Source organism: Streptomyces sp. SAT1, assembly GCF_001654495.1.
Taxonomy (GTDB): Bacteria; Actinomycetota; Actinomycetes; order Streptomycetales; family Streptomycetaceae; genus Streptomyces; species Streptomyces andamanensis.
Genome location: NZ_CP015849.1, coordinates 2,298,892 through 2,316,715 on the forward strand (window position 1 = coordinate 2,298,892; position 17,824 = coordinate 2,316,715).

The 17,824-nt window shown below is 73.7% G+C and carries 16 protein-coding genes and 2 tRNA genes; 1 reads left to right on the forward strand and 17 read right to left on the reverse strand.

Annotated elements, in window-relative coordinates:
- Positions 1 to 198 precede the first annotated feature (198 nt).
- From A8713_RS10050 to A8713_RS33790, 15 genes are all read right to left on the reverse strand, one after another.
- Entirely contained in the window at positions 199 to 2,724 is a 2,526-nt protein-coding gene (locus tag A8713_RS10050) for a ComEC/Rec2 family competence protein (protein WP_064533112.1), read from the reverse strand.
- Positions 2,725 to 2,897: 173 nt separating this feature from the next.
- The gene (locus A8713_RS10055; protein WP_079158897.1) at positions 2,898 to 3,740 is read right to left on the reverse strand and encodes a ComEA family DNA-binding protein; all 843 of its coding nucleotides are present in this window, start codon (positions 3,738 to 3,740) and stop codon (positions 2,898 to 2,900) included.
- A gap of 491 nt (positions 3,741 to 4,231) precedes the next feature.
- Entirely contained in the window at positions 4,232 to 5,077 is an 846-nt protein-coding gene (locus A8713_RS10060; RefSeq protein WP_064533113.1) for a DegV family protein, read from the reverse strand.
- Between the two features lie 119 nt (positions 5,078 to 5,196).
- Positions 5,197 to 5,967 (reverse strand): hypothetical protein, encoded by a 771-nt coding sequence (locus A8713_RS10065; RefSeq protein WP_064533114.1) that lies wholly within the window; start codon positions 5,965 to 5,967, stop codon positions 5,197 to 5,199.
- Between the two features lie 128 nt (positions 5,968 to 6,095).
- Positions 6,096 to 8,975 (reverse strand): leucine--tRNA ligase, encoded by a 2,880-nt coding sequence (leuS, locus tag A8713_RS10070; RefSeq protein WP_064533115.1) that lies wholly within the window; start codon positions 8,973 to 8,975, stop codon positions 6,096 to 6,098.
- A gap of 358 nt (positions 8,976 to 9,333) precedes the next feature.
- A tRNA-Ala gene (locus tag A8713_RS10075) sits at positions 9,334 to 9,406 on the reverse strand.
- A gap of 160 nt (positions 9,407 to 9,566) precedes the next feature.
- Positions 9,567 to 9,800 carry a hypothetical protein gene (locus A8713_RS10080; RefSeq protein WP_006136074.1) on the reverse strand — a complete coding sequence of 78 codons (234 nt, stop codon included), beginning with the start codon at positions 9,798 to 9,800 and terminating at the stop codon, positions 9,567 to 9,569.
- Between the two features lie 3 nt (positions 9,801 to 9,803).
- Positions 9,804 to 9,983 carry a hypothetical protein gene (locus A8713_RS10085; RefSeq protein ID WP_018570787.1) on the reverse strand — a complete coding sequence of 60 codons (180 nt, stop codon included), beginning with the start codon at positions 9,981 to 9,983 and terminating at the stop codon, positions 9,804 to 9,806.
- Positions 9,984 to 10,191: 208 nt separating this feature from the next.
- Positions 10,192 to 10,264 (reverse strand) — tRNA-Ala (locus tag A8713_RS10090).
- A gap of 105 nt (positions 10,265 to 10,369) precedes the next feature.
- Positions 10,370 to 11,047 carry a histidine phosphatase family protein gene (locus A8713_RS10095; protein WP_064533116.1) on the reverse strand — a complete coding sequence of 226 codons (678 nt, stop codon included), beginning with the start codon at positions 11,045 to 11,047 and terminating at the stop codon, positions 10,370 to 10,372.
- Positions 11,038 to 11,484 carry a ribosome silencing factor gene (rsfS, locus tag A8713_RS10100; protein ID WP_064533117.1) on the reverse strand — a complete coding sequence of 149 codons (447 nt, stop codon included), beginning with the start codon at positions 11,482 to 11,484 and terminating at the stop codon, positions 11,038 to 11,040. The genes A8713_RS10095 and rsfS overlap by 10 nt, the downstream gene beginning before the upstream one ends.
- Before the next feature lie 76 nt (positions 11,485 to 11,560).
- Complete coding sequence (locus tag A8713_RS10105; protein WP_064533118.1) at positions 11,561 to 13,444, reverse strand: LCP family protein; 1,884 nt, start codon at positions 13,442 to 13,444, stop codon at positions 11,561 to 11,563.
- A gap of 16 nt (positions 13,445 to 13,460) precedes the next feature.
- Positions 13,461 to 14,135 carry a nicotinate-nucleotide adenylyltransferase gene (nadD, locus tag A8713_RS10110; protein ID WP_064533119.1) on the reverse strand — a complete coding sequence of 225 codons (675 nt, stop codon included), beginning with the start codon at positions 14,133 to 14,135 and terminating at the stop codon, positions 13,461 to 13,463.
- A gap of 43 nt (positions 14,136 to 14,178) precedes the next feature.
- Positions 14,179 to 14,334 carry a hypothetical protein gene (locus A8713_RS33785; protein ID WP_173860829.1) on the reverse strand — a complete coding sequence of 52 codons (156 nt, stop codon included), beginning with the start codon at positions 14,332 to 14,334 and terminating at the stop codon, positions 14,179 to 14,181.
- Between the two features lie 181 nt (positions 14,335 to 14,515).
- Positions 14,516 to 14,680, reverse strand: a complete 165-nt coding sequence (locus tag A8713_RS33790) for a hypothetical protein (RefSeq protein WP_018570793.1) — start codon at positions 14,678 to 14,680, stop codon at positions 14,516 to 14,518.
- A gap of 99 nt (positions 14,681 to 14,779) precedes the next feature.
- Between A8713_RS33790 and A8713_RS10115 the strand changes: the two genes are divergently transcribed.
- Complete coding sequence (locus A8713_RS10115) at positions 14,780 to 15,928, forward strand: M48 family metallopeptidase (protein ID WP_064533120.1); 1,149 nt, start codon at positions 14,780 to 14,782, stop codon at positions 15,926 to 15,928.
- A 116-nt stretch (positions 15,929 to 16,044) separates the two neighbouring features.
- Here the strand turns inward: A8713_RS10115 and A8713_RS10120 are convergent, their stop codons facing one another.
- Together A8713_RS10120 and A8713_RS10125 are read right to left on the reverse strand one after the other, a co-directional pair.
- Positions 16,045 to 17,127 (reverse strand): SCO2583 family membrane protein, encoded by a 1,083-nt coding sequence (locus A8713_RS10120; protein WP_064533121.1) that lies wholly within the window; start codon positions 17,125 to 17,127, stop codon positions 16,045 to 16,047.
- Positions 17,128 to 17,227: 100 nt separating this feature from the next.
- Entirely contained in the window at positions 17,228 to 17,809 is a 582-nt protein-coding gene (locus A8713_RS10125) for an SCO2584 family spore wall biosynthesis protein (RefSeq protein WP_064533122.1), read from the reverse strand.
- Positions 17,810 to 17,824: the final 15 nt, after the last annotated feature.

Here is a 17,824-nt window from a genome sequence, read left to right on the forward strand (position 1 = left end):
GACAACACCTGTTTCCGAAGAATCATTCGATCACCGATGAGGCATTCGAGGCAACACGGTGACACATCATGGGAAACCAACGCATGTGACGCCTCTCGCACGAGTAGCCGGGTGTGACCTGAATTACCCGTTCAGGGAACGGTTTCGCCCCGCGCCCGGGGGCGCGTCGGCGGGTGCCGTGCGTCACCCCACGCCCCGTCAGTCCCGCACCACGCGCACCCCCGCTCCCTCGCCCGTGACCGCGAGCGCGCCGTCGCGGTCGGTGCGCAGGACCGCGGCGCCCTGGGCGCGCAGGGCGGCGACCGTACGCGGGGACGGGTGGCCGTAGGTGTTGCCCGCGCCGACGGAGATGAGGGCCGCTCTCGGGGAGACGAGGCGCGTCAGCTCGGGGTCCTGGTACGCCGAGCCGTGGTGGGCGACCTTGAGGATGTCGACGCGGGCCAGCCGGGCCGCGTCGGGCGAGTGGGCCAACTGCTGCTGGGCGGGAGGCTCCAGGTCGCCGAGGAGCAGGAGGCTCAGGGAGCCGGAGCGGACGAGCAGGGTGACGCTGGCGTCGTTGGGGCCGTCCGGGGCGACGGCCGGGCGGGCGGGCGGCCACAGCACCCGCCAGGCGAGAGCGCCGGTGCGCCGCTCCTCTCCCGCGACGGCACGGGTGAGGGGGATGCCCCGCCGCGCCGCCTCCCGCCGGACGAACGCCGCCTGTTCGGGAGGCTCTTCGTAGGCCGTGGTCTCGATCTCGCCCACCCGGCGCCCCCGCAGCACACCGGGCAGACCCGTCACATGGTCGGCGTGGAAGTGGGTCAGCACGAGCAGCGGGACCCGGGTGACGCCGAGCGCGCGCAGACAGCGGTCCACCCGGCGGGAGTCGGGGCCGGCGTCCACCACCACACCGGCGCCGGGGCCCGCCGCCAGCACCGTCGCGTCGCCCTGCCCCACATCGCACATCGCGAACCGCCACCCCGGCGGCGGCCAGCCGGTGAGCACCCGGGCCAGCGGCGGCGGCTGCACCACCGCGACCAGGAGCAGCAGCCCGCAGGCGGCGCACAGCCAGGGCCGGTGCAGCAGCCGCCGGCCCAGCAGGACGAGTACGGCCGTGACCACCGCCAGCAGCAGCGCCCCGGTCCAGTCCCCCGGCCAGTCCACTCCCCCGCCGGGCAGCGCGGCGCCGGTCCTGGCCACCCACGCGATCCAGGCGGCGGGCCAGCGCGCGCACCGGGCGAGCGCCTCGGCCACCGGCATCGCGACCGGTGCGCACGCCAGGGCCGCGAAGCCCAGCACCGTCGCGGGCGCCACCGCGATCTCCGCCAGCAGGTTGCACGGCACCGCCACCAGGCTCACCCGGGCCGACAGCACGGCGACCACCGGGGCGCAGAGCGCCTGGGCGGCGGCCGCCGCCGCCAGCGCCTCCGCCGGGCGAGCGGGCACCCCGCGCCGCCGCAGCGCCGCGCTCCACCGGGGAGCCAGGGTGAGCAGCGCTCCGGTGGCCAGCACCGACAGCAGGAAGCCGTAACTGCGGGCCAGCCACGGGTCGTAGAGCACCAGCAGCAGGACGGCCGCCGCCAGGGCCGGGAGCAGCGACCGGCGCCGTCCCGTGGCGAGGGCGAGCAGCACCACCGATCCGCAGGCCGCGGCGCGCAGCACACTCGGGTCGGGCCGGCACACCACGACGAACCCCAGGGTGAGCACCGAGCCCGCCAGCGCGGTGGCCCGCAGCGGCAGGCCGAGCCTCGGTGCCAGGCCCCGGCGTTCGGCGTGCGGGGCGAGGCCGGGCGGGCCGATGAGCAGGGCGAGCAGGATCGTGAGATTGCTCCCGGAGACGGCCAGCACATGGGCGAGGTCCGTGTCCTTGAACGCCTGGTCCAGCTCGGGTGCGATCCGCGAGGTGTCCCCGACGACCAGTCCCGGCAACAGGGCGCGCGCGTCGCCCGGCAGGCCGTCGGTCGCCGCGCGCAGACCGGCCCGCAGCCGGCCCGCCAGGCGCTGCGGCGCGGAGGGGCCCGCGGTCACCTCGGGGGCCGCCCCGCCCGCCCCGGCCTCCTGGACCCGCAGCACCGCCGCGATCCGGTCGCCGCCCGTCAGCGGGGGCGCCAGCCGCCCGGTCACCCGCAGCCGGGTCGACGGCAGCAGTCCCAGCCAGGGGGATGTGTTCCGGGCCTCGGATCCGTCCGTGCGCGGTCCGGTGGTCGCCTTGTGCTCGGCGCCCGGAGCGCGGGTGCTCACGAGGATCAGCACCGGCGCGCGGGTCGTCGCCGCAGCTCCGCCCGGTCGCTGGATCCGCCGTACCTCCGCCTCGGCCAGCACGGAGACCGGTGCCATGTGGTCGCCGCTGACCCGGGGCCGGGTGAGCCGGGGATCGGAGGTCAGCTCCACCTCGGCGGTCACCGTCGCGTACTGCCGCGCCAGGCCGGGGACCGGTCCGCTCCGCACGTCCGCGCCGTGCAGTCCCGCGGAGGCGGCGGCCGCCGCGGCGGCGAGCAGCGCGAGCGCGGTGGCGGTGCGCAGCCAGGGGGTCGGGCGGCGGTCCCGGTGGGGTCGGCGCAGGAGGAGCAGGGCTCCCGCGCCGAGGCAGGCCACGACGGCTGCCGTCACCTGGCGCACGGAGGCGTCCAGGGCCAGGGCCGCGGTCGCCCAGGCGGCGAGGGCGGGAGGCACCAGCCGCAGGTCGGGCGGGCCCTCCTGCCGAGGGTGGGAGGCACCGAGCCGATGGCCGGAGGCGAGGTGCACCGGGGAGCGGGGGCGGGGGGCGGTGTCGGTGCGCGAGGTCCCCGGGGCCGCCGTCGGGCCCGGTGGCGGGCCGGGGACGCGGGTGGCGGCGGGCCGGATACCGGGGGCGCGGGTTCCGGGGGGCCGGGTTTCGGGGGGCCGGGTTTCGGGGGGCCGGGAGGTCGCGGGCGGGTTCATTCCGTCACCAGGCCGCGCAGGTCGGCGAAGCGGCGGTCACCGATGCCGGTGACCTGGCGCAGTTCCTGCACCGAGCGGAAGCCGCCGTGCCGGCTGCGGTAGTCGACGATGTGCTGGGCCAGTACCGGGCCGACACCGGGCAGTGTCTCCAACTGGTCGGCGGTGGCGGTGTTGAGGGAGACCGGACCCGCCGGTGCCCCGGCGGCGCCCGGGGCGGTCCCCGCGCCCGCGCCCGCGGCCGTCCCCGGTCCGGTGGCCGGTGGCGGTCCGCCGACGACCAGTTGCTCGCCGTCCACGAGGAACCTCGCCTGGTTGAGTCCGTCGAGGTCGGTCCCGGGCCGTGCGCCGCCGGCCGCCCGGAGCGCGTCGGTGACCCGTGAGCCGGCCGGGAGGCGGTGGACGCCGGGGTGCCGGACCTTGCCGCTCACGTCCACCATGATCTGGCGGGCCCCGGCCGGGGCAGCGGCTTCCGGCGCCGCGGCGGCCGAGGCGTCCGACGCCACCGGGAAGTCCGGCGCGGCGCTCCGGTCGTCGTCGGCGGCGCGGCCCGGCCGGGACGCTGCCGCCCGGACCACCTCGGGTGCCGCGACGGACCGGGTGCGGCCGGTCCAGAAGTGCTGCGCGGCGAGGACAGCGGCGGCGACGAGCACCACCGTCAGCGCGATCGCATGCCTGCGCTCGACCCCGCACCGCGCCTGGAGCCACAGCGGCAGTCGCTCGCGCAGGGCGAGGGCGAGGGTTGCCGGGCTCCGCCGGGTCCGTGCCGCCTCCTCCGCGGCGCCGGTCGCGGCAGCCGTACCAGCCGTACCAGCCGTACCGGGGGCGGTGTCCGCAGGCACCGCCGAAGACATCACGGATGCGGTCGGCTGAGCCGGGGACGCCGGGGGCGGGACCGAGGGCGCCGTGGGCGGGACCGGCCTGGCCCGTGGCGCGCCCGGCGGCACCCAGTACGTGGACCGGGAGGCGCTGTCGCGCACAGCCCCGGGATCGTCGCCGCCCGGAGGCCCGCTCCCCGATTCCTCCGCTTCCCCCGCCTGCTCCGCGTGGGCGGGGGAAGCGGCGAACAGGGCCTCGGCGCGGCGGCGCAGGTCCTCGGCCGGGGCCTGATGGCGGCGGGGGCCGGAACGGGTGGGAACGGGGCGGTGGCGGCGGCCATGGGTGCGGCTGTCCGAGCCGGGGGCGCGACCCGGGCCGCTGGTCGCCGTCGCGGGGCGTGGATGCGGTCGAAGTGCCATGGCGTCAGCATCGGACAGCCCGTCACTTCGCGGTGATCTTGCTCGATTTCCGGGGACTACCCGCCGGTTGTGGACAACCGCGTCCCCCACACGGGTCAGCGCGGGGAGACCACGACCCCCAGCAGCCCCGGCCCGGTGTGCGCGCCGATCACCGCGCCGACCTCGCTCACATGCAGGTCGGCGAGGCCCGGCACCCGGGCCCGCAGCCGGTCGGCGAGCGCCGCGGCCCGGTCGGGGGCGGCGAGATGGTGGACGGCGATGTCGATGCCCTCGCCGTTCGCGCGCTCGGCCGCGATCTCCTCCAGGCGGGCGATGGCCCGGGAGGCGGTCCGTACCTTCTCCAGCAGCTCGATCCGGCCGTCCTGGAGTTGCAGCAGGGGTTTCACGGCGAGCGCGGAGCCGAGCAGGGCCTGTGCGGTGCCGATGCGTCCGCCCCGGCGCAGATAGTCGAGCGTGTCGACGTAGAAGTGCGCGGAGGTGCCCGCGGCGCGCTTCTCGGCGGCCGCGACCGCCTCGTCCACCGTGCCGCCGGCCTCCGCGGTCTCGGCGGCGGCCACGGCGCAGAAACCGAGGGCCATCGCGACCATCCCGGTGTCCACGACGCGGACCGGTACCGGCGCCTCGCGGGCCGCGAGCACGGCGGCGTCATGGGTGCCCGACAGCTCCGCCGACAGGTGCAGGGAGACGATGCCGGTCGCGCCGGACTCGGCGAGCCGGCGGTAGGTCTCGGCGAAGCGCTCGGGGCTGGGGCGCGAGGTGGTGACGGAGCGCCGCTTCTGGAGGGCCTGGGCGAGGGAGCGGGTCGAGATCTCGGTGCCCTCCTCCAGGGCCCGGTCGCCGAGGACCACGGTCAGCGGGACCGCGGTGATGCCGTGACGCTCCATCGTCCGCTGCGGCAGGTAGGCCGTTGAATCGGTGACGATCGCGACATGGCGGGACATGAGCTGGAGGTTACCTGCCGTAGCGTCCGGGTGGCAGTCCAGCCCCTCTGACCGGGTGCGCGGGTGGCCGGAACAGGTGCGGCGGGCGGGGCGCAGCGGGATTCGGCGGGCTCGGCGGCTCAGGTGGTGCTCTCGGGGCGGGGCTTCTTCTGCCAGGAGTAGGTGGGGCGGCGCACCGGTTCCGTGAGGGCGGGACGGTCCCCTCCGCGGTCCGGGCCCCGGTCCCGCTCCCGGTCCGGGGCCGGCCGGGTGGCTTCCTCGGCGGGGGACGGCCGGAAGGCGCCCTCGTCCGGGCGTGCGGTCCCCGCACCGGCGGCGCCGACGCCGCTGCCGTGGGCGCCGCCGGTGCTGGTCCAGTGGCGCAGGGCGTCGGCCTCCACGCCGATCTGGTCGCTCAGCACGTCCAGGTCGTCGTCGGCGAAGCGGCGGGCGCGGTCGTGGGCGGCCCAGCGCAGGGCGTCGGCCGAATCCGTGACGCGCCGGGTCCGCTCGGCCAGGGACGGCAGCCGCTCGGCGAGCGTCGCCCGGTTCGGCTCGCTCTCCAGCCGCTTGAGTTCGTGGTCCAGTTCGCGCCCGTGGACGCTGAGGCGTTCGAACAGGGCGACGGACTCCTTGAGGGACTCGTCCTCGGTGGCGCCCGCGTACAGGGCGTCCTGGGTGGCGCGCATGGAGGTGCGCAGGGCGAGCCGGAGCTGGGCCAGCTCGCCGGCCGGGCCCGGCTGGGCGAAGGACTTGGCGCGCAGGGTCTGGTCCTCCACCGCGCGGCGTGCCTGGTGGATCGTGCGGTCCACGCCGCGCTTGGCGGCGCCGACCGCCTTGACCGTGGCGTAGGCGCCCACGCCCAGGCAGAGCAGGAAGAGCACGGCGAAGACCGCGATGACTGCTTCCACGATGCTCCTCCTCGGCTCGGCGGCACGCTGAGCGCCGCCCCTCCACGGTAAACGCAGCGGGCAGGTCCGGGGTTCCATGAAAACCCCGAACCTGCCCGTAGGGGACTACCCCGAGGCCGCGCCGCGGATCACGCGGTCACGATGTTCACCAGCTTCGGCGCGCGGACGATCACCTTGCGGATGCCCGCGCCGGCCAGCGCCGCCACGACCTTCTCGTCGGCGAGCGCCACCTTCTCCAGCTCCGCCTCTGAGATCGCCGGCGGCACCTCCAGGCGGGCCTTGACCTTGCCCTTGATCTGGACGACGCAGGTCACGGTCTCGTCCACGACGTAGGCCGGGTCGGCGACGGGGAAGTCGCGGTGGACGACCGAGCCGGTGTGGCCCAGCCGGTGCCACAGCTCCTCGGCGATGTGCGGGGCCAGCGGCGCCACCATCAGCACCAGCGGTTCGGCCACCGCGCGGGAGAGCGGACCGCCCGTCTTCGTCAGATGGTTGTTCAGCTCGGTGATCTTGGCGATGGCGGTGTTGAAGCGCAGGTGCTCCAGGTCCTGGCGCACACCGTCGATCGCCTTGTGCAGGGCCCGCAGCGTCTCCTCGTCGGGCTCGGCGCCGGAGACGGTGACCTCGCCGGTGGTCTCGTCGACGATGTTGCGCCACAGCCGCTGGAGCAGCCGGAACTGGCCCACCACCGCGCGCGTGTCCCACGGCCGGGAGACGTCCAGCGGGCCCATCGCCATCTCGTACAGGCGCAGGGTGTCGGCGCCGTACTCGGCGCAGATCTCGTCCGGGGTGACCGCGTTCTTCAGGGACTTGCCCATCTTGCCCAGCAGCCGGGAGACCTTCTCGCCCGCGTGGTAGTACGCGCCGTCGCGCTCCTCCACCTCGGCGGCCGGCACCGCGATGCCACGGCTGTCGCGGTAGACGAACGCCTGGATCATGCCCTGGTTGAACAGCTTGTGGAACGGCTCGGCGGAGGAAACGTACCCCAGGTCGAAGAGGACCTTGGACCAGAAGCGCGCGTACAGCAGGTGCAGCACGGCGTGTTCGGCACCGCCGACGTACAGGTCGACGCCGCCGTGCGGCATGCCCTCGCGCGGGCCCATCCAGTAGCGCTCGATCTCCGGGTCGACCAGCGCGCCGTCGTTGTGCGGGTCCAGGTAGCGGAACTCGTACCAGCAGGAACCGGCCCAGTTGGGCATGGTGTTGGTCTCGCGGCGGTACTTCTTCGGGCCGTCGCCCAGGTCCAGGGTGACGTTGACCCAGTCCTCGTTGCGCGACAGCGGCGTCTCGGGCTGGGTGTCGGCGTCGTCCGGGTCGAAGGTGCGCGGGCTGTAGTCCTCGACCTCGGGCAGCTCCAGCGGCAGCATCGACTCGGGCAGCGGGTGCGCGATGCCGTCCTCGTCGTAGACGATCGGGAAGGGCTCGCCCCAGTAGCGCTGGCGGCTGAACAGCCAGTCGCGCAGGCGGAAGTTGACGGTGCCCTCGCCGGTGCCGGTGCGCTCCAGCCACTCGGTGATGCGCGCCTTGGCCTCGGCGACGCCCAGGCCGTCCAGGGAGATCTCGTCGTTGGCGGAGTTGATGACCCTCGCGTCGTGGGAGCCGAAGGCGTCCTCCCACGTGGCGGTGTCGGTGCCGCGGCCGTCGGTGGGCTCGACCACGCAGTGGATCGGCAGCTCGAAGGCGCGCGCGAACTCGAAGTCGCGCTGGTCGCCCGCCGGGACGGCCATGATCGCGCCGGTGCCGTAGCCCATCAGGACGTAGTCCGCGATGAACACCGGCACCCGCTCGCCGTTGACCGGGTTCGTGGCGTACGCGCCGATGAAGACGCCGGTCTTGTCCTTGGCCTCGGCCTGGCGCTCCACGTCGGACTTGGCGGCGGCCTGCGCGCGGTAGGCGGCGACGGCCTCGGCGGGCGTGGCGTGGCCGCCGGTCCACACCTCGTGGGTGCCCTCGGGCCAGGCGGCCGGGGTGAACTTCTCGACCAGCGGGTGCTCGGGGGCCAGCACCATGTAGGTGGCGCCGAACAGGGTGTCGGGGCGGGTGGTGAAGACGGTGATGCGCTCGCCGTCGATCGGGAAGTCGACGCGGGCGCCCTCCGAGCGGCCGATCCAGTTGCGCTGCTGGAGCTTGATGGCCTCGGGCCAGTCCAGCTCCTCCAGGTCGTCCAGCAGCCGGTCGGCGTAGGCGGTGATGCGCATGTTCCACTGGCGCAGCTTGGCCTTGAAGACGGGGAAGTTGCCGCGCTCGGAGCGGCCGTCGGCGGTGACCTCCTCGTTGGCCAGCACGGTGCCCAGGCCGGGGCACCAGTTGACGGGCGCGTCGGAGGCGTAGGCCAGGCGGAAGCCGCCCAGGACGTCGGCGCGCTCGGCGGCGGTCAGCTCGCTCCACGCGCGCGTGTGCCCGGGTACCGGGCGCTCACCGGACTCGAAGCGCGCGACCAGCTCGGCGATCGGGCGGGCCTGCCGCGCCTCGTCGTCGTACCAGGAGTTGAAGATCTGCAGGAAGATCCACTGGGTCCACTTGTAGTACTCCGGATCGATCGTCGCGAACGACCGGCGCTTGTCGTGGCCCAGGCCCAGCCGGCGCAGCTGGGCCTTCATGTTCTCCATGTTGGCCTCGGTGGACACGCGCGGGTGCGTGCCGGTCTGCACGGCGTACTGCTCGGCGGGCAGGCCGAAGGCGTCGAAGCCCAGGGTGTGCAGCACGTTGTGGCCGCTCATCCGCTGGAACCGGGCGTAGACGTCGGTGGCGATGTACCCCAGGGGGTGGCCGACGTGCAGGCCCGCACCGGAGGGGTACGGGAACATGTCCATGATGAACTTCTTGGGGCGGGCGGCCAGCTCCGGGTCCCCGGCCAGGTCGCCGGTGGGGTTCGGCGCGGCGTAGGTGCCCTCGGCGTCCCAGAAGTCCTGCCAGCGTGCCTCGATGTCGGCCGCCACGGCGGCCGTGTAGCGGTGCGGCGCAGTCTCCGCCGGGCCGGCGGTGGCTGCGGGGTTCGTCTCGCTCATGATCCTCAAAGCTCCATCGATCGTCTCTGCCCGCGGCTGCGACTTTCCGGAAATGAAAAATCCCCTCGCACAGGAGGGGACGCCGCGCCGATGCCGACCCACCGATTGGCCCGGCGGTCGGGAGTGATCAGCGCGGCTCGCTAAGCAGAAGGCGTACGGCACGCATGGCGTCAGGGTACCGCAGCCGTCGAGCGGCCCGCGACAGGCTTGTGGACGACCGGGCGAGGGCCGCCGGGGGGACACGGTGGCGGGGGCCGGAGCCACCCGCAGGGAGCACCAACAGGGGCGCCGGCAGGAGCACCCGCAGGGATATGCCGAAGGCGGACCGCCCGTCCGGACGACCCGCCTTCGATTCCTGTGGAGCTAAGGAGAATTGAACTCCTGACCTCCTGCATGCCATGCAGGCGCTCTACCAACTGAGCTATAGCCCCTTGCCCTGCTTCCGCCCGGTTTCCCTGGCGGCGACGCCAACATTACACGGTCCAGGGGGTGCTTCACCAAATCCGTTTCCGCTTCGCCCGAGATGACCGATAGCGACCGATTTGACCAGTCGGATCGGTCGGTCGGTCGACCGGTCGACCGGTCGGATCATCATGCCGTGACGAACGAGTAGAACCGCTTCAGCGTGCAGTGCTCCTCCAGGAGCCGCCCGTAGATCGGTTCGCCCTCCAGCTCGCGGTACGTCTCGATCGGGTCGCCTTTTATGATCAGCGCCCGCGCGCACTCCTCGCACCAGTACTGGTAGTCGGGGTTGATCGGCTCCATGTCACGGACGATCGGCGTACCGCTGCCGCACCAGTCGCACTTACGCCTGTGGGCACCCATCGATCAGCTCCAGCTGTGGCCGCAGGCCGTGCACACGTACGAGACCCCGCCGTTGTCGCCGAGGACCTGGGCGACATGGAGGGAACCGCAGGAGGGGCAGACCAGGCGGGTGGCGGTGGCGGTGGCGCGTATCGACGCCGCACCGAGGAGGTGTCCGCCCTCCTCGAGGATGCTCGCAGGCATCGCCACTCCCTCCCAGTCGGGCCGCGCCCCCTTCCGGCCGTTTGATTCTGCCACGGCCACCGGGCCTCTTCGCAGAGGTAGCAGAGGTGTACGTCCCCGGACCCCGGCCGATCCGGGGCAGGAGGGGGCGCAAAGCAGAGAATCCCGCCCCTTGCGGGACGGGATTCTCTTCACCGATCTCTGGCTCTCCTCGCGGAGGACCGATCAGTGGAGCTAAGGAGAATTGAACTCCTGACCTCCTGCATGCCATGCAGGCGCTCTACCAACTGAGCTATAGCCCCTCGTTCGCTCCCCGCGCTGCGGGGCGAACAAGAAGAACTTTAGCCTGCGACCTGCCGGAAAGTGAAATCCGGGTCCCCGCGGGGGACGGCCGCCCCGGGGCGGGCTCAGGTGTCGTCGCCGAGGACCGGTTCCGGGAGCGTGCCGGCGTTGTGCTCCAGCAGGCGCCAGCCGCGGGCGCCCTCGCCCAGCACCGACCAGCAGCAGTTGGACAGCCCGCCCAGGCTCTCCCAGTGACGGGCCTCCAGGCCGAGCAGACGCCCGATGGTCGTACGGATGGTGCCGCCGTGGCTGACCACCACCAGCGTGCCGTCCTCGGGCAGCTTGTCCGCGTGCCGCAGCACCACGGGGGCGGCGCGGTCGGCGACCTCGCTCTCCAGTTCGCCCCCGCCCCGGCGCACCGGCTCGCCGCGCTTCCACGCGGCGTACTCCTCGCCGTACCGGGCGATGATCTCCTCGTGCGTGAGCCCCTGCCACACGCCCGCGTAGGTCTCGCGCAGACCCTCGTCGCGGGCGACCTCAAGACCGGTGAGGGCGGCCAGCTCGTCGGCGGTGCGCGCGGCCCGCTTCAGGTCGGAGGAGACGATCGCGTCCGGGCCGAGGGAGGCCAGCAGACGGGCGGCCCGGCGGGCCTGGCCGACGCCGGCCTCGGTCAGCTCGACGTCCGTGGAGCCCTGGAAGCGGCGCTCCACGTTCCACGAGGTCTGGCCGTGCCGCCAGAGGATGACGCGGCGGCCCCGGCCGGGCGGCCGGACGGCCGCCTCAGCGGCGCCGCTCACCGCCACTCACCGTCCGGCTGCGCCGGCTCCTCGGCGGCCTGGAGCCTGGCGTGCTCCGCCGCCTTGCCGCGGGTCGCCTTCGCCTCCTCGGGCAGCTCCAGCTCGGGGCAGTCCTTCCACAGCCGCTCCAGGGCGTAGAAGACGCGCTCCTCGCTGTGCTGGACATGGACGACGATGTCGACGTAGTCGAGCAGGATCCAGCGGGCCTCGCGGTCGCCCTCACGGCGGACCGGCTTGGCGCCCAGTTCCTTCTGGAGCCGCTCCTCGATCTCGTCGACGATCGACTTGACCTGGCGGTCGTTGGGCGCGGACGCCAGCAGGAAGGCGTCGGTGATCGACAGGACGTCACTGACGTCGTAGGCGATGATGTCGTGCGCGAGCTTGTCGGCGGCCGCCTGGGCGGCGGTGGTGATGAGCTCGATGGAACGGTCGGTCGCGGTCACTACAGGGCTTTCCGTCGGCGGTCACTTGACACCAAGGGTCTCACGGACCGCCGACAGCCCCTGCGTCATTACGGGATCACCGGGCGGAGCCGGGCTTGTAGTCCTGGCCGAGGACGACCGAGACGTCGGCGTTCGCGCCGACCGACCCCTTCTTCACGGCGCTCGCGGGCAGGCCCAGCGTCTTGGCGGCCTCGGTGGCGTCGTCCTTGTGGGCGTCGTCGGCGTAGGCGACCTCCGACGCCGGGCGGACCGCGGACGCCGTGCCCCCGTCCAGGAAGGTGAAGCCGCCGTTGAGGAGGGTGACGCGCGCCTTGTCGGTGTCGCCCTTGGTGCCGGAGGCGTTCTGCACCGAGACCCGTACCGCCGAGCCCTGGCCGGGGCTCTTCGCGGTGCCGCCCAGGATGTCCTTGACCACGCTGTCGCTGGTCCGCGCGGTCAGTCTGCCGTCGCTCTGCACGGGCAGCAGCGCGGTCCTGCAGTCCCCGCCCTTGGCCAGCTCGGAGAGCTTGGCCAGGAAGGTGCCGAGGTCCTGGTCGGTGAGCGAGGGATCGAGGATCTGCGCCAGCGTCTGCACGGTGACGGTGGCCGCCTGCGGATCGGAGGAGATCTTGCGCAGCACGCCCTGCATCACCTGCCCGAACCGCTTGAGCTGGGCGTTCTGGTCCTCCCCCGGTCCGAGGTAGGTGGCGTAGGCGACGGCCATCCGGCCGCTGAGGGTCTGGCCCGTGCCCTTGTGGACGAGCAGCGTGGTGCCCTTCTTCTTCGCGTCCCGGTCGGGCACGTCGGCATCGATGTCGGCCTCGATGCCGCCGACCAGGTCGACGAGGTTCTGGAGGTAGGGCGTGTCCAGGCGCCAGGTGCCCTGGATGCTGGTGCCGAGCACGGTGTCGAGCTGGTCGCGGGTCCCCGCCGAGCCGTCGTCCTTGACCGACTTGGCCAGGGTGGTGGCGCTGCCGTCGTCGGAGGCCAGGGCGAGGGTGTTGGGCAGCAGGACGGTGGTGCCCTGCTTGGTGGTGGTGTTGTCGACGAGCAGCGCGGTGGTGGTGCCGCCCCCCGCGGTGTCGTGCAGGTGGACGACGATCACGTCGCGCTTCTGGGCGCCCGCCGCGGCGGAGGTGCCGGTCCCGCCGCCGGACGACGAGAGACCGGGGAGCTTCCCGGCGTACCAGAGGTAGCCGACGCCGCCGGCCGCGACCAGTGCCAGCACCACGGCCAGCGCGACGAGGCGGCTCCTGGCGCGGCGGCGGGCCTCCTCGCGGCGCTCGGTGCGGTTCTCGGTGAACTTGAGCCAGTCGATGACGTCCTCGGAGTCGTCGCTGGGCTCCTCGACGAACGCGAACTGCTCGGTGCGGTAGTCCGGCGCGTCGTCGTCCCCCGGGCCGCCGGTGCGGTCCGGGCCGCCCGTGTGCCCGGCGCCGCCCGCGGCGTCCGGGCCGTCCTGCGCCGGGCCGTCCGCCGGGGGGCCCGCCTGGTGCGGGACGCGGGGCGGCTGCGCGGCGGTCCGGGGCTGCTGCCCGGTGCCCGGGGCCCGGCCGTACGGGTCGTGGCCACCGCCGCTCGGGTCGTAGGGCGCGTACGGGTCCGCCTGGACGCCGGAACCGTAGCCGCCGCCCTGGTGCGCGTCGTAGGGCTGCTGCCCGGTCTGGTGCGGGTACGGCTCGTACGGCTCGTACGACTGCTGGTGATACGCCTGGTACGGGTCGCCGGGGGCCGGGACGGGCTGCTGGGCGCCGGTGTCCTGGGCGCCGCCGTAGGCGGGCGGGGCCGCGGACCGCCCGCCGTCCGCCGCGTACGGGTCGTAGCCGTAGCCCTGCCCCTGTCCCTGTCTGCCGTAGGCGTCGTACGTCTGCTGGGGAGTCTGCTGGACGGGGACCTGCCGGTACATGGGACGGCCGTACTCGTCGTAGCCGACGAGCTCGTAGCCCTCGCTCTCGTACCCAGCGTCGTATCGGTCGTTCACCGGTGCCCCTCTCGGCTCACTCGCCGCGGTACAGCTCGCGCTTGGCGATGTAGCGCACGACTCCGTCCGGCACCATGTACCAGATGGGGTCGCCCTTGGCGACTCTCGCCCGGCAGTCCGTGGAGGAGATGGCCAGCGCGGGGACCTCGACCAGGGAGACACCGCCCTCGGGCAGACCGGGGTCGGTGAGGCTGTGGCCGGGGCGGGTGACGCCGATGAAGTGCGCCAGGGAGAACAGCTCCTCCGAGTCGCGCCAGGTGAGGATCTGGCCGAGCGCGTCGGCACCCGTGATGAAGAACAGGTCCGTGTCGGGGTTGAGGGCGCGCAGATCGCGCAGGGTGTCCACGGTGTACGTGGCGCCGCCGCGGTCGATGTCGATGCGGCTGACGGAGAACTGCGGGTTCTCGGCGGTCGCGATGACCGTCATCAGATAGCGGTCCTCGGCCGCGGAGACCTTGCGGTGGGACTTCTGCCAGGGCTGCCCGGTGGGGACGAACACCACCTCGTCCAGCTCGAACTGCGCGGCGACCTCGCTGGCCGCCACGAGGTGCCCGTGGTGGATCGGGTCGAACGTGCCGCCCATGACGCCGAGGCGCCGCTTGCCCGTGAACGAGGGGCCGCTGCCGGGGCCGTACCCGAGGTGCTTCACCGTGTCGCTCACCGGACCGGTAGGCGTGTCCTGCTCTCCCATGCGTGCAGACCCTACCGGCCCGGCCCGAGTGCTCCCGCCGGGCTCAGCGGTCGCGGTTGAAGCGGGTGGTGACCCACAGCAGGAGCAGCAGGATGATGAAGGCGGCCCCGCCCGTCACCGCGGGGTTGAGGCTGTCGTGGTGGCCACCCTCGGCCTCGGCGAGGGTGGCCAACTGGGCAGCGGTGCTGGGGATGCTCATCTTCGGCAGACCTATCCGGGTGTGGGCGGGATAAAGATGTGCGCCCATCGTAAGCGCCCGGCTTCCCGTGCCCCACCCCGACTCCACCGTTGTGCGCGGGGGACCCCGCGGTGGTGCGCGGGCGCGCGCCGGGCCGTGCTCCGCACCTGGCGGCGGACGGGCCGGGAACCTTCCGGCGGGGTCAGTCGTCGTTGCGTTTGTAGCCGCGCAGCAGGAACCAGCCGGTGAGCGCACAGCCCAGGACCATCACGACCAGGACGACCTTGAGCAGATAGCCCGATCCCTGGTGCTGGGAGGTGGTGTTCGCGGCCTCGACCAGCCGCACGGCCAGAGGATGGTGCTCCATGGCGGGACTCCTTCGGTGTACTGCCCGCCACGGTATCTCCGCCTAGGCTGGCTCCCGCCTCGGGGGCACATGGGGCGACACCGACGCATGGGGGATGACATGTCCGACGACGGCCACCAGCACGACGGGCGCGAGCAGGTGCCGGGCCGGTGCCGCGCGCGCTTCCCGGGGATCTCCTCGCGTGCCTATGAGCATCCGGCCGACCGCTCCGCGCTGGTCGCGCTGCGCAAGCTGAGCGGTTTCGACACGGTGTTCAAGGCCCTCAGCGGCCTGCTGCCCGAGCGCAGCCTGCGGCTGCTCTTCCTGTCCGACTCGGTACGCGTCTCGGACGAGCAGTTCTCACACCTGCACGACATGCTGCGCGACGCCTGCTACATCCTGGACCTGGACAAGGTCCCGCCGATGTACGTCAACCAGGACCCGCAGCCCAACGCGATGTGCATCGGCCTGGACGAGCCGATCATCGTGGTGACCACGGGTCTGGTCGAGTTGCTCGACGAGGAGGAGATGCGGGCGGTCGTCGGCCACGAGGTGGGCCACGCCCTGTCCGGTCACGCGGTGTACCGCACGATCCTGCTGTTCCTGACCAGCCTGGCGGTGCGGGTGGCGTGGATCCCGCTGGGCAACATAGCGATCATGGCCATCGTGACGGCGCTGCGCGAGTGGTTCCGCAAGTCGGAGCTGTCGGCGGACCGGGCGGGGCTGCTGGTCGGGCAGGACCTGCGGGCCTCCATGCGCGGGCTGATGAAGATCGCGGGCGGCAACCACCTGCACGAGATGAACGTGGACGCCTTCCTGCGCCAGGCCGAGGAGTACGAGTCGGCGGGCGACCTGCGCGACTCGGTCCTGAAGATCCTGAACGTCCTGCCGCGCACCCACCCCTTCACCACCGTGCGGGCGGCCGAGCTGAAGAAATGGGCCGAGTCGCGCGACTACCAGCGGATCGTGGACGGCCACTATCCGCGCCGCGAGGAGGACAAGGACACCTCCGTCACCGACTCCTTCCGCGAGTCGGCCGCGCACTACGCGGGCCATGTGAAGAACTCCAAGGACCCGCTGATGAAGCTGGTGACCGATCTGGCGGGCGGCGCGGGCGACCTCGGCGAGAAGGTGCGACGCGGATTCAGCGGGTTCACCGGCGGCTCGGGGCCGCGCAAGGACGCCCCCGAGGGCGCCGAGGGTACGGAGGGTACGAAGGGCGGCGGGGACGAGCCGCCCGCCGGTGGGGCGGCCCGCGAGGAGGACTGAGCCCTCCCCCGCGCGGGGGCGCCGCGGGCGGCTCGGGCGGGGCCCGGTGTCTCAGAACCCCGGTGGCCCGGTGTCTCAGGGCCCCGGCGGCCCGGTGCCTCAGGGCCCCCGGCGGCTCAGCTCCTGGGGGCCATGGGCTGGGCGTCGGGGGCCAGGGAGCCGCACACGGCCGCGGTGCCGTCCGGCGCGTACGGGTCCGTTCCGGCGGGGCCCCCGGGCCGGGCGCTCTGGCCGGCCAGCAGTGGCCGGAAGCGGGCGGTGGCGTCCTCGGAGCAGGACAGCGGGCCCGCCTGGACGGTGGACGTGACCAGTTGCACCTGGTGCAGCCTGAGGTCGTCGCGGTCGAAGCGGAACCGCAGTTCTCGCCGGACGGTGAAGAGAGAGGCCGCCGCCGTGGCGGCGGAACCGGCCGGCTTGAGGGCGTAGACGAGGACGGGGTCGGCGGTGACCTCCAGGGTGGAGGGGTCGGTCTCGACGACCTGGAGGCTGCCCTGGGCCCGGATGGGGGCGCCGGCCGGCTCCACCCGGCGCGGGTCGAAGCGGACCAGCCAGCCGGTGGCCTCGTGCCGTCCGTCGGCGGGGGCGTGGCCGCCGGTGCTGCGGTCGAACTGGTCGAGCTGGTCCGGGTCGAGCAGCGCCCGCACCGCCTCGGTCCGGTCGCCGTGGAGCACCTCCGGGTCGAGGGAGGAGGCGACGATGTAGTCCCGGGCGCCGGTCAGCGCGGCGACGACCTGGCTGTCCGAGAAGTGCGCGGTGCCGCGGTGGGCGGGCAGGGGGATGCCCTCGGCGCCGGTGGCGTACGGGGCGGCGGGACTGCGCGCGTACAGCCGGGCGGGATCGCTGTCCCCGGGCACCCTTCCGGTGGGGGCCAGCGGGATCACGGTCGTCCGCAGCTGTTCGACGGGGCGCAGGGTCCGCGCGTCCCGGTAGGGGGTGCGCACGCCCAGGTAGATCGCGGTGGCGAAGGCGACCACGATCAGCAGCAGCAGGAACAGCGCCTGGCGCGGCAGTGAGCGGCGCAGGTGCGGGCGGCGGCGCACGGCGGGCGTGTGGTCGGTCATCCGCTCCTGGGCGGAGTACTCCTGGAGGCGGGCAGCGCGCACGAACGACTCGTCGAAGACGACGGATCGGTACTCGTCCTCCGCGCCTGAGGGGGTGCCTTCGGGTGTCCCTTCAGGCGGGTCGCCAGGCCCTCCCATACTTTCAGGGTAGGTCGCGCGGAGCGCCGGTAAACGCGCTGCTCTGCGCCAAGTTGTGACAGCCGCTCACCTGGGCGGCCGGGCGGCGGCCGGTGGGCGCTCAGTGGCCGCCGGGGGCCGCGGACACCGGCGGCCGGGAGTGCTCGGCGGGGGCGGCGGCGCTGCCCTGCTCCAGGCCGGTGGAGGCGGGCGGCGGCACCTGGTCGCGGCTGCCGGAGGAGCCGCCGCGGTAGACCGCGGCGAAGGCCAGGGCGACCATGCCGATGCCCATGACGACCGCGAGCACCCAGGCGACGGGGCGGTGCCAGCGGACCTGTCTGCCGAAGGCCCTGGGACCGCCGAAGCGGTGTGCGAGACCGTCGCGGTCGTCGGCGTCCTCCGGGTCATCGAGGTCGTCGGCGCCGTGCCGGGTGGCGAAGCCGTGCCGGTCGGCGCCGAAGCGGTCGTCGTGGCGCTCGCCTCTGGTGCGGGCGCGGCGCGCCTCCGCCTCGGACGCCTCGGCTCTTGCCTGGGCCGCGGCCAGCAGGCGTTCGACGGCGGTCGGCTCGTGCACCACGGCCGCCCGTACGAACGCCTCGTCGAAGACCACGGAGGCGAACTCTTCGTCCGACACCCCGCGGTCGTGGTCGTCGTCGGGCTCCCAGCCGTCAGGGAACGGCGTGCCCCCCACGTCCTCCGGCACGGATCCAGAGTAGAC

Coding starts and splice junctions, on each gene's coding strand:
- A8713_RS10115 (WP_064533120.1), top strand. CDS start 14,780: ATGTCCGACGACGGCCACCAGCACGACGGGCGCGAGCAGGTGCCGGGC.
- A8713_RS33785 (WP_173860829.1), bottom strand. CDS start 14,334: ATGAGCATCCCCAGCACCGCTGCCCAGTTGGCCACCCTCGCCGAGGCC.
- nadD (WP_064533119.1), bottom strand. CDS start 14,135: ATGGGAGAGCAGGACACGCCTACCGGTCCGGTGAGCGACACGGTGAAG.
- A8713_RS10060 (WP_064533113.1), bottom strand. CDS start 5,077: ATGTCCCGCCATGTCGCGATCGTCACCGATTCAACGGCCTACCTGCCG.
- leuS (WP_064533115.1), bottom strand. CDS start 8,975: ATGAGCGAGACGAACCCCGCAGCCACCGCCGGCCCGGCGGAGACTGCG.
- A8713_RS10080 (WP_006136074.1), bottom strand. CDS start 9,800: ATGGGTGCCCACAGGCGTAAGTGCGACTGGTGCGGCAGCGGTACGCCG.
- A8713_RS10085 (WP_018570787.1), bottom strand. CDS start 9,983: ATGCCTGCGAGCATCCTCGAGGAGGGCGGACACCTCCTCGGTGCGGCG.
- A8713_RS10120 (WP_064533121.1), bottom strand. CDS start 17,127: ATGGGAGGGCCTGGCGACCCGCCTGAAGGGACACCCGAAGGCACCCCC.
- A8713_RS33790 (WP_018570793.1), bottom strand. CDS start 14,680: ATGGAGCACCATCCTCTGGCCGTGCGGCTGGTCGAGGCCGCGAACACC.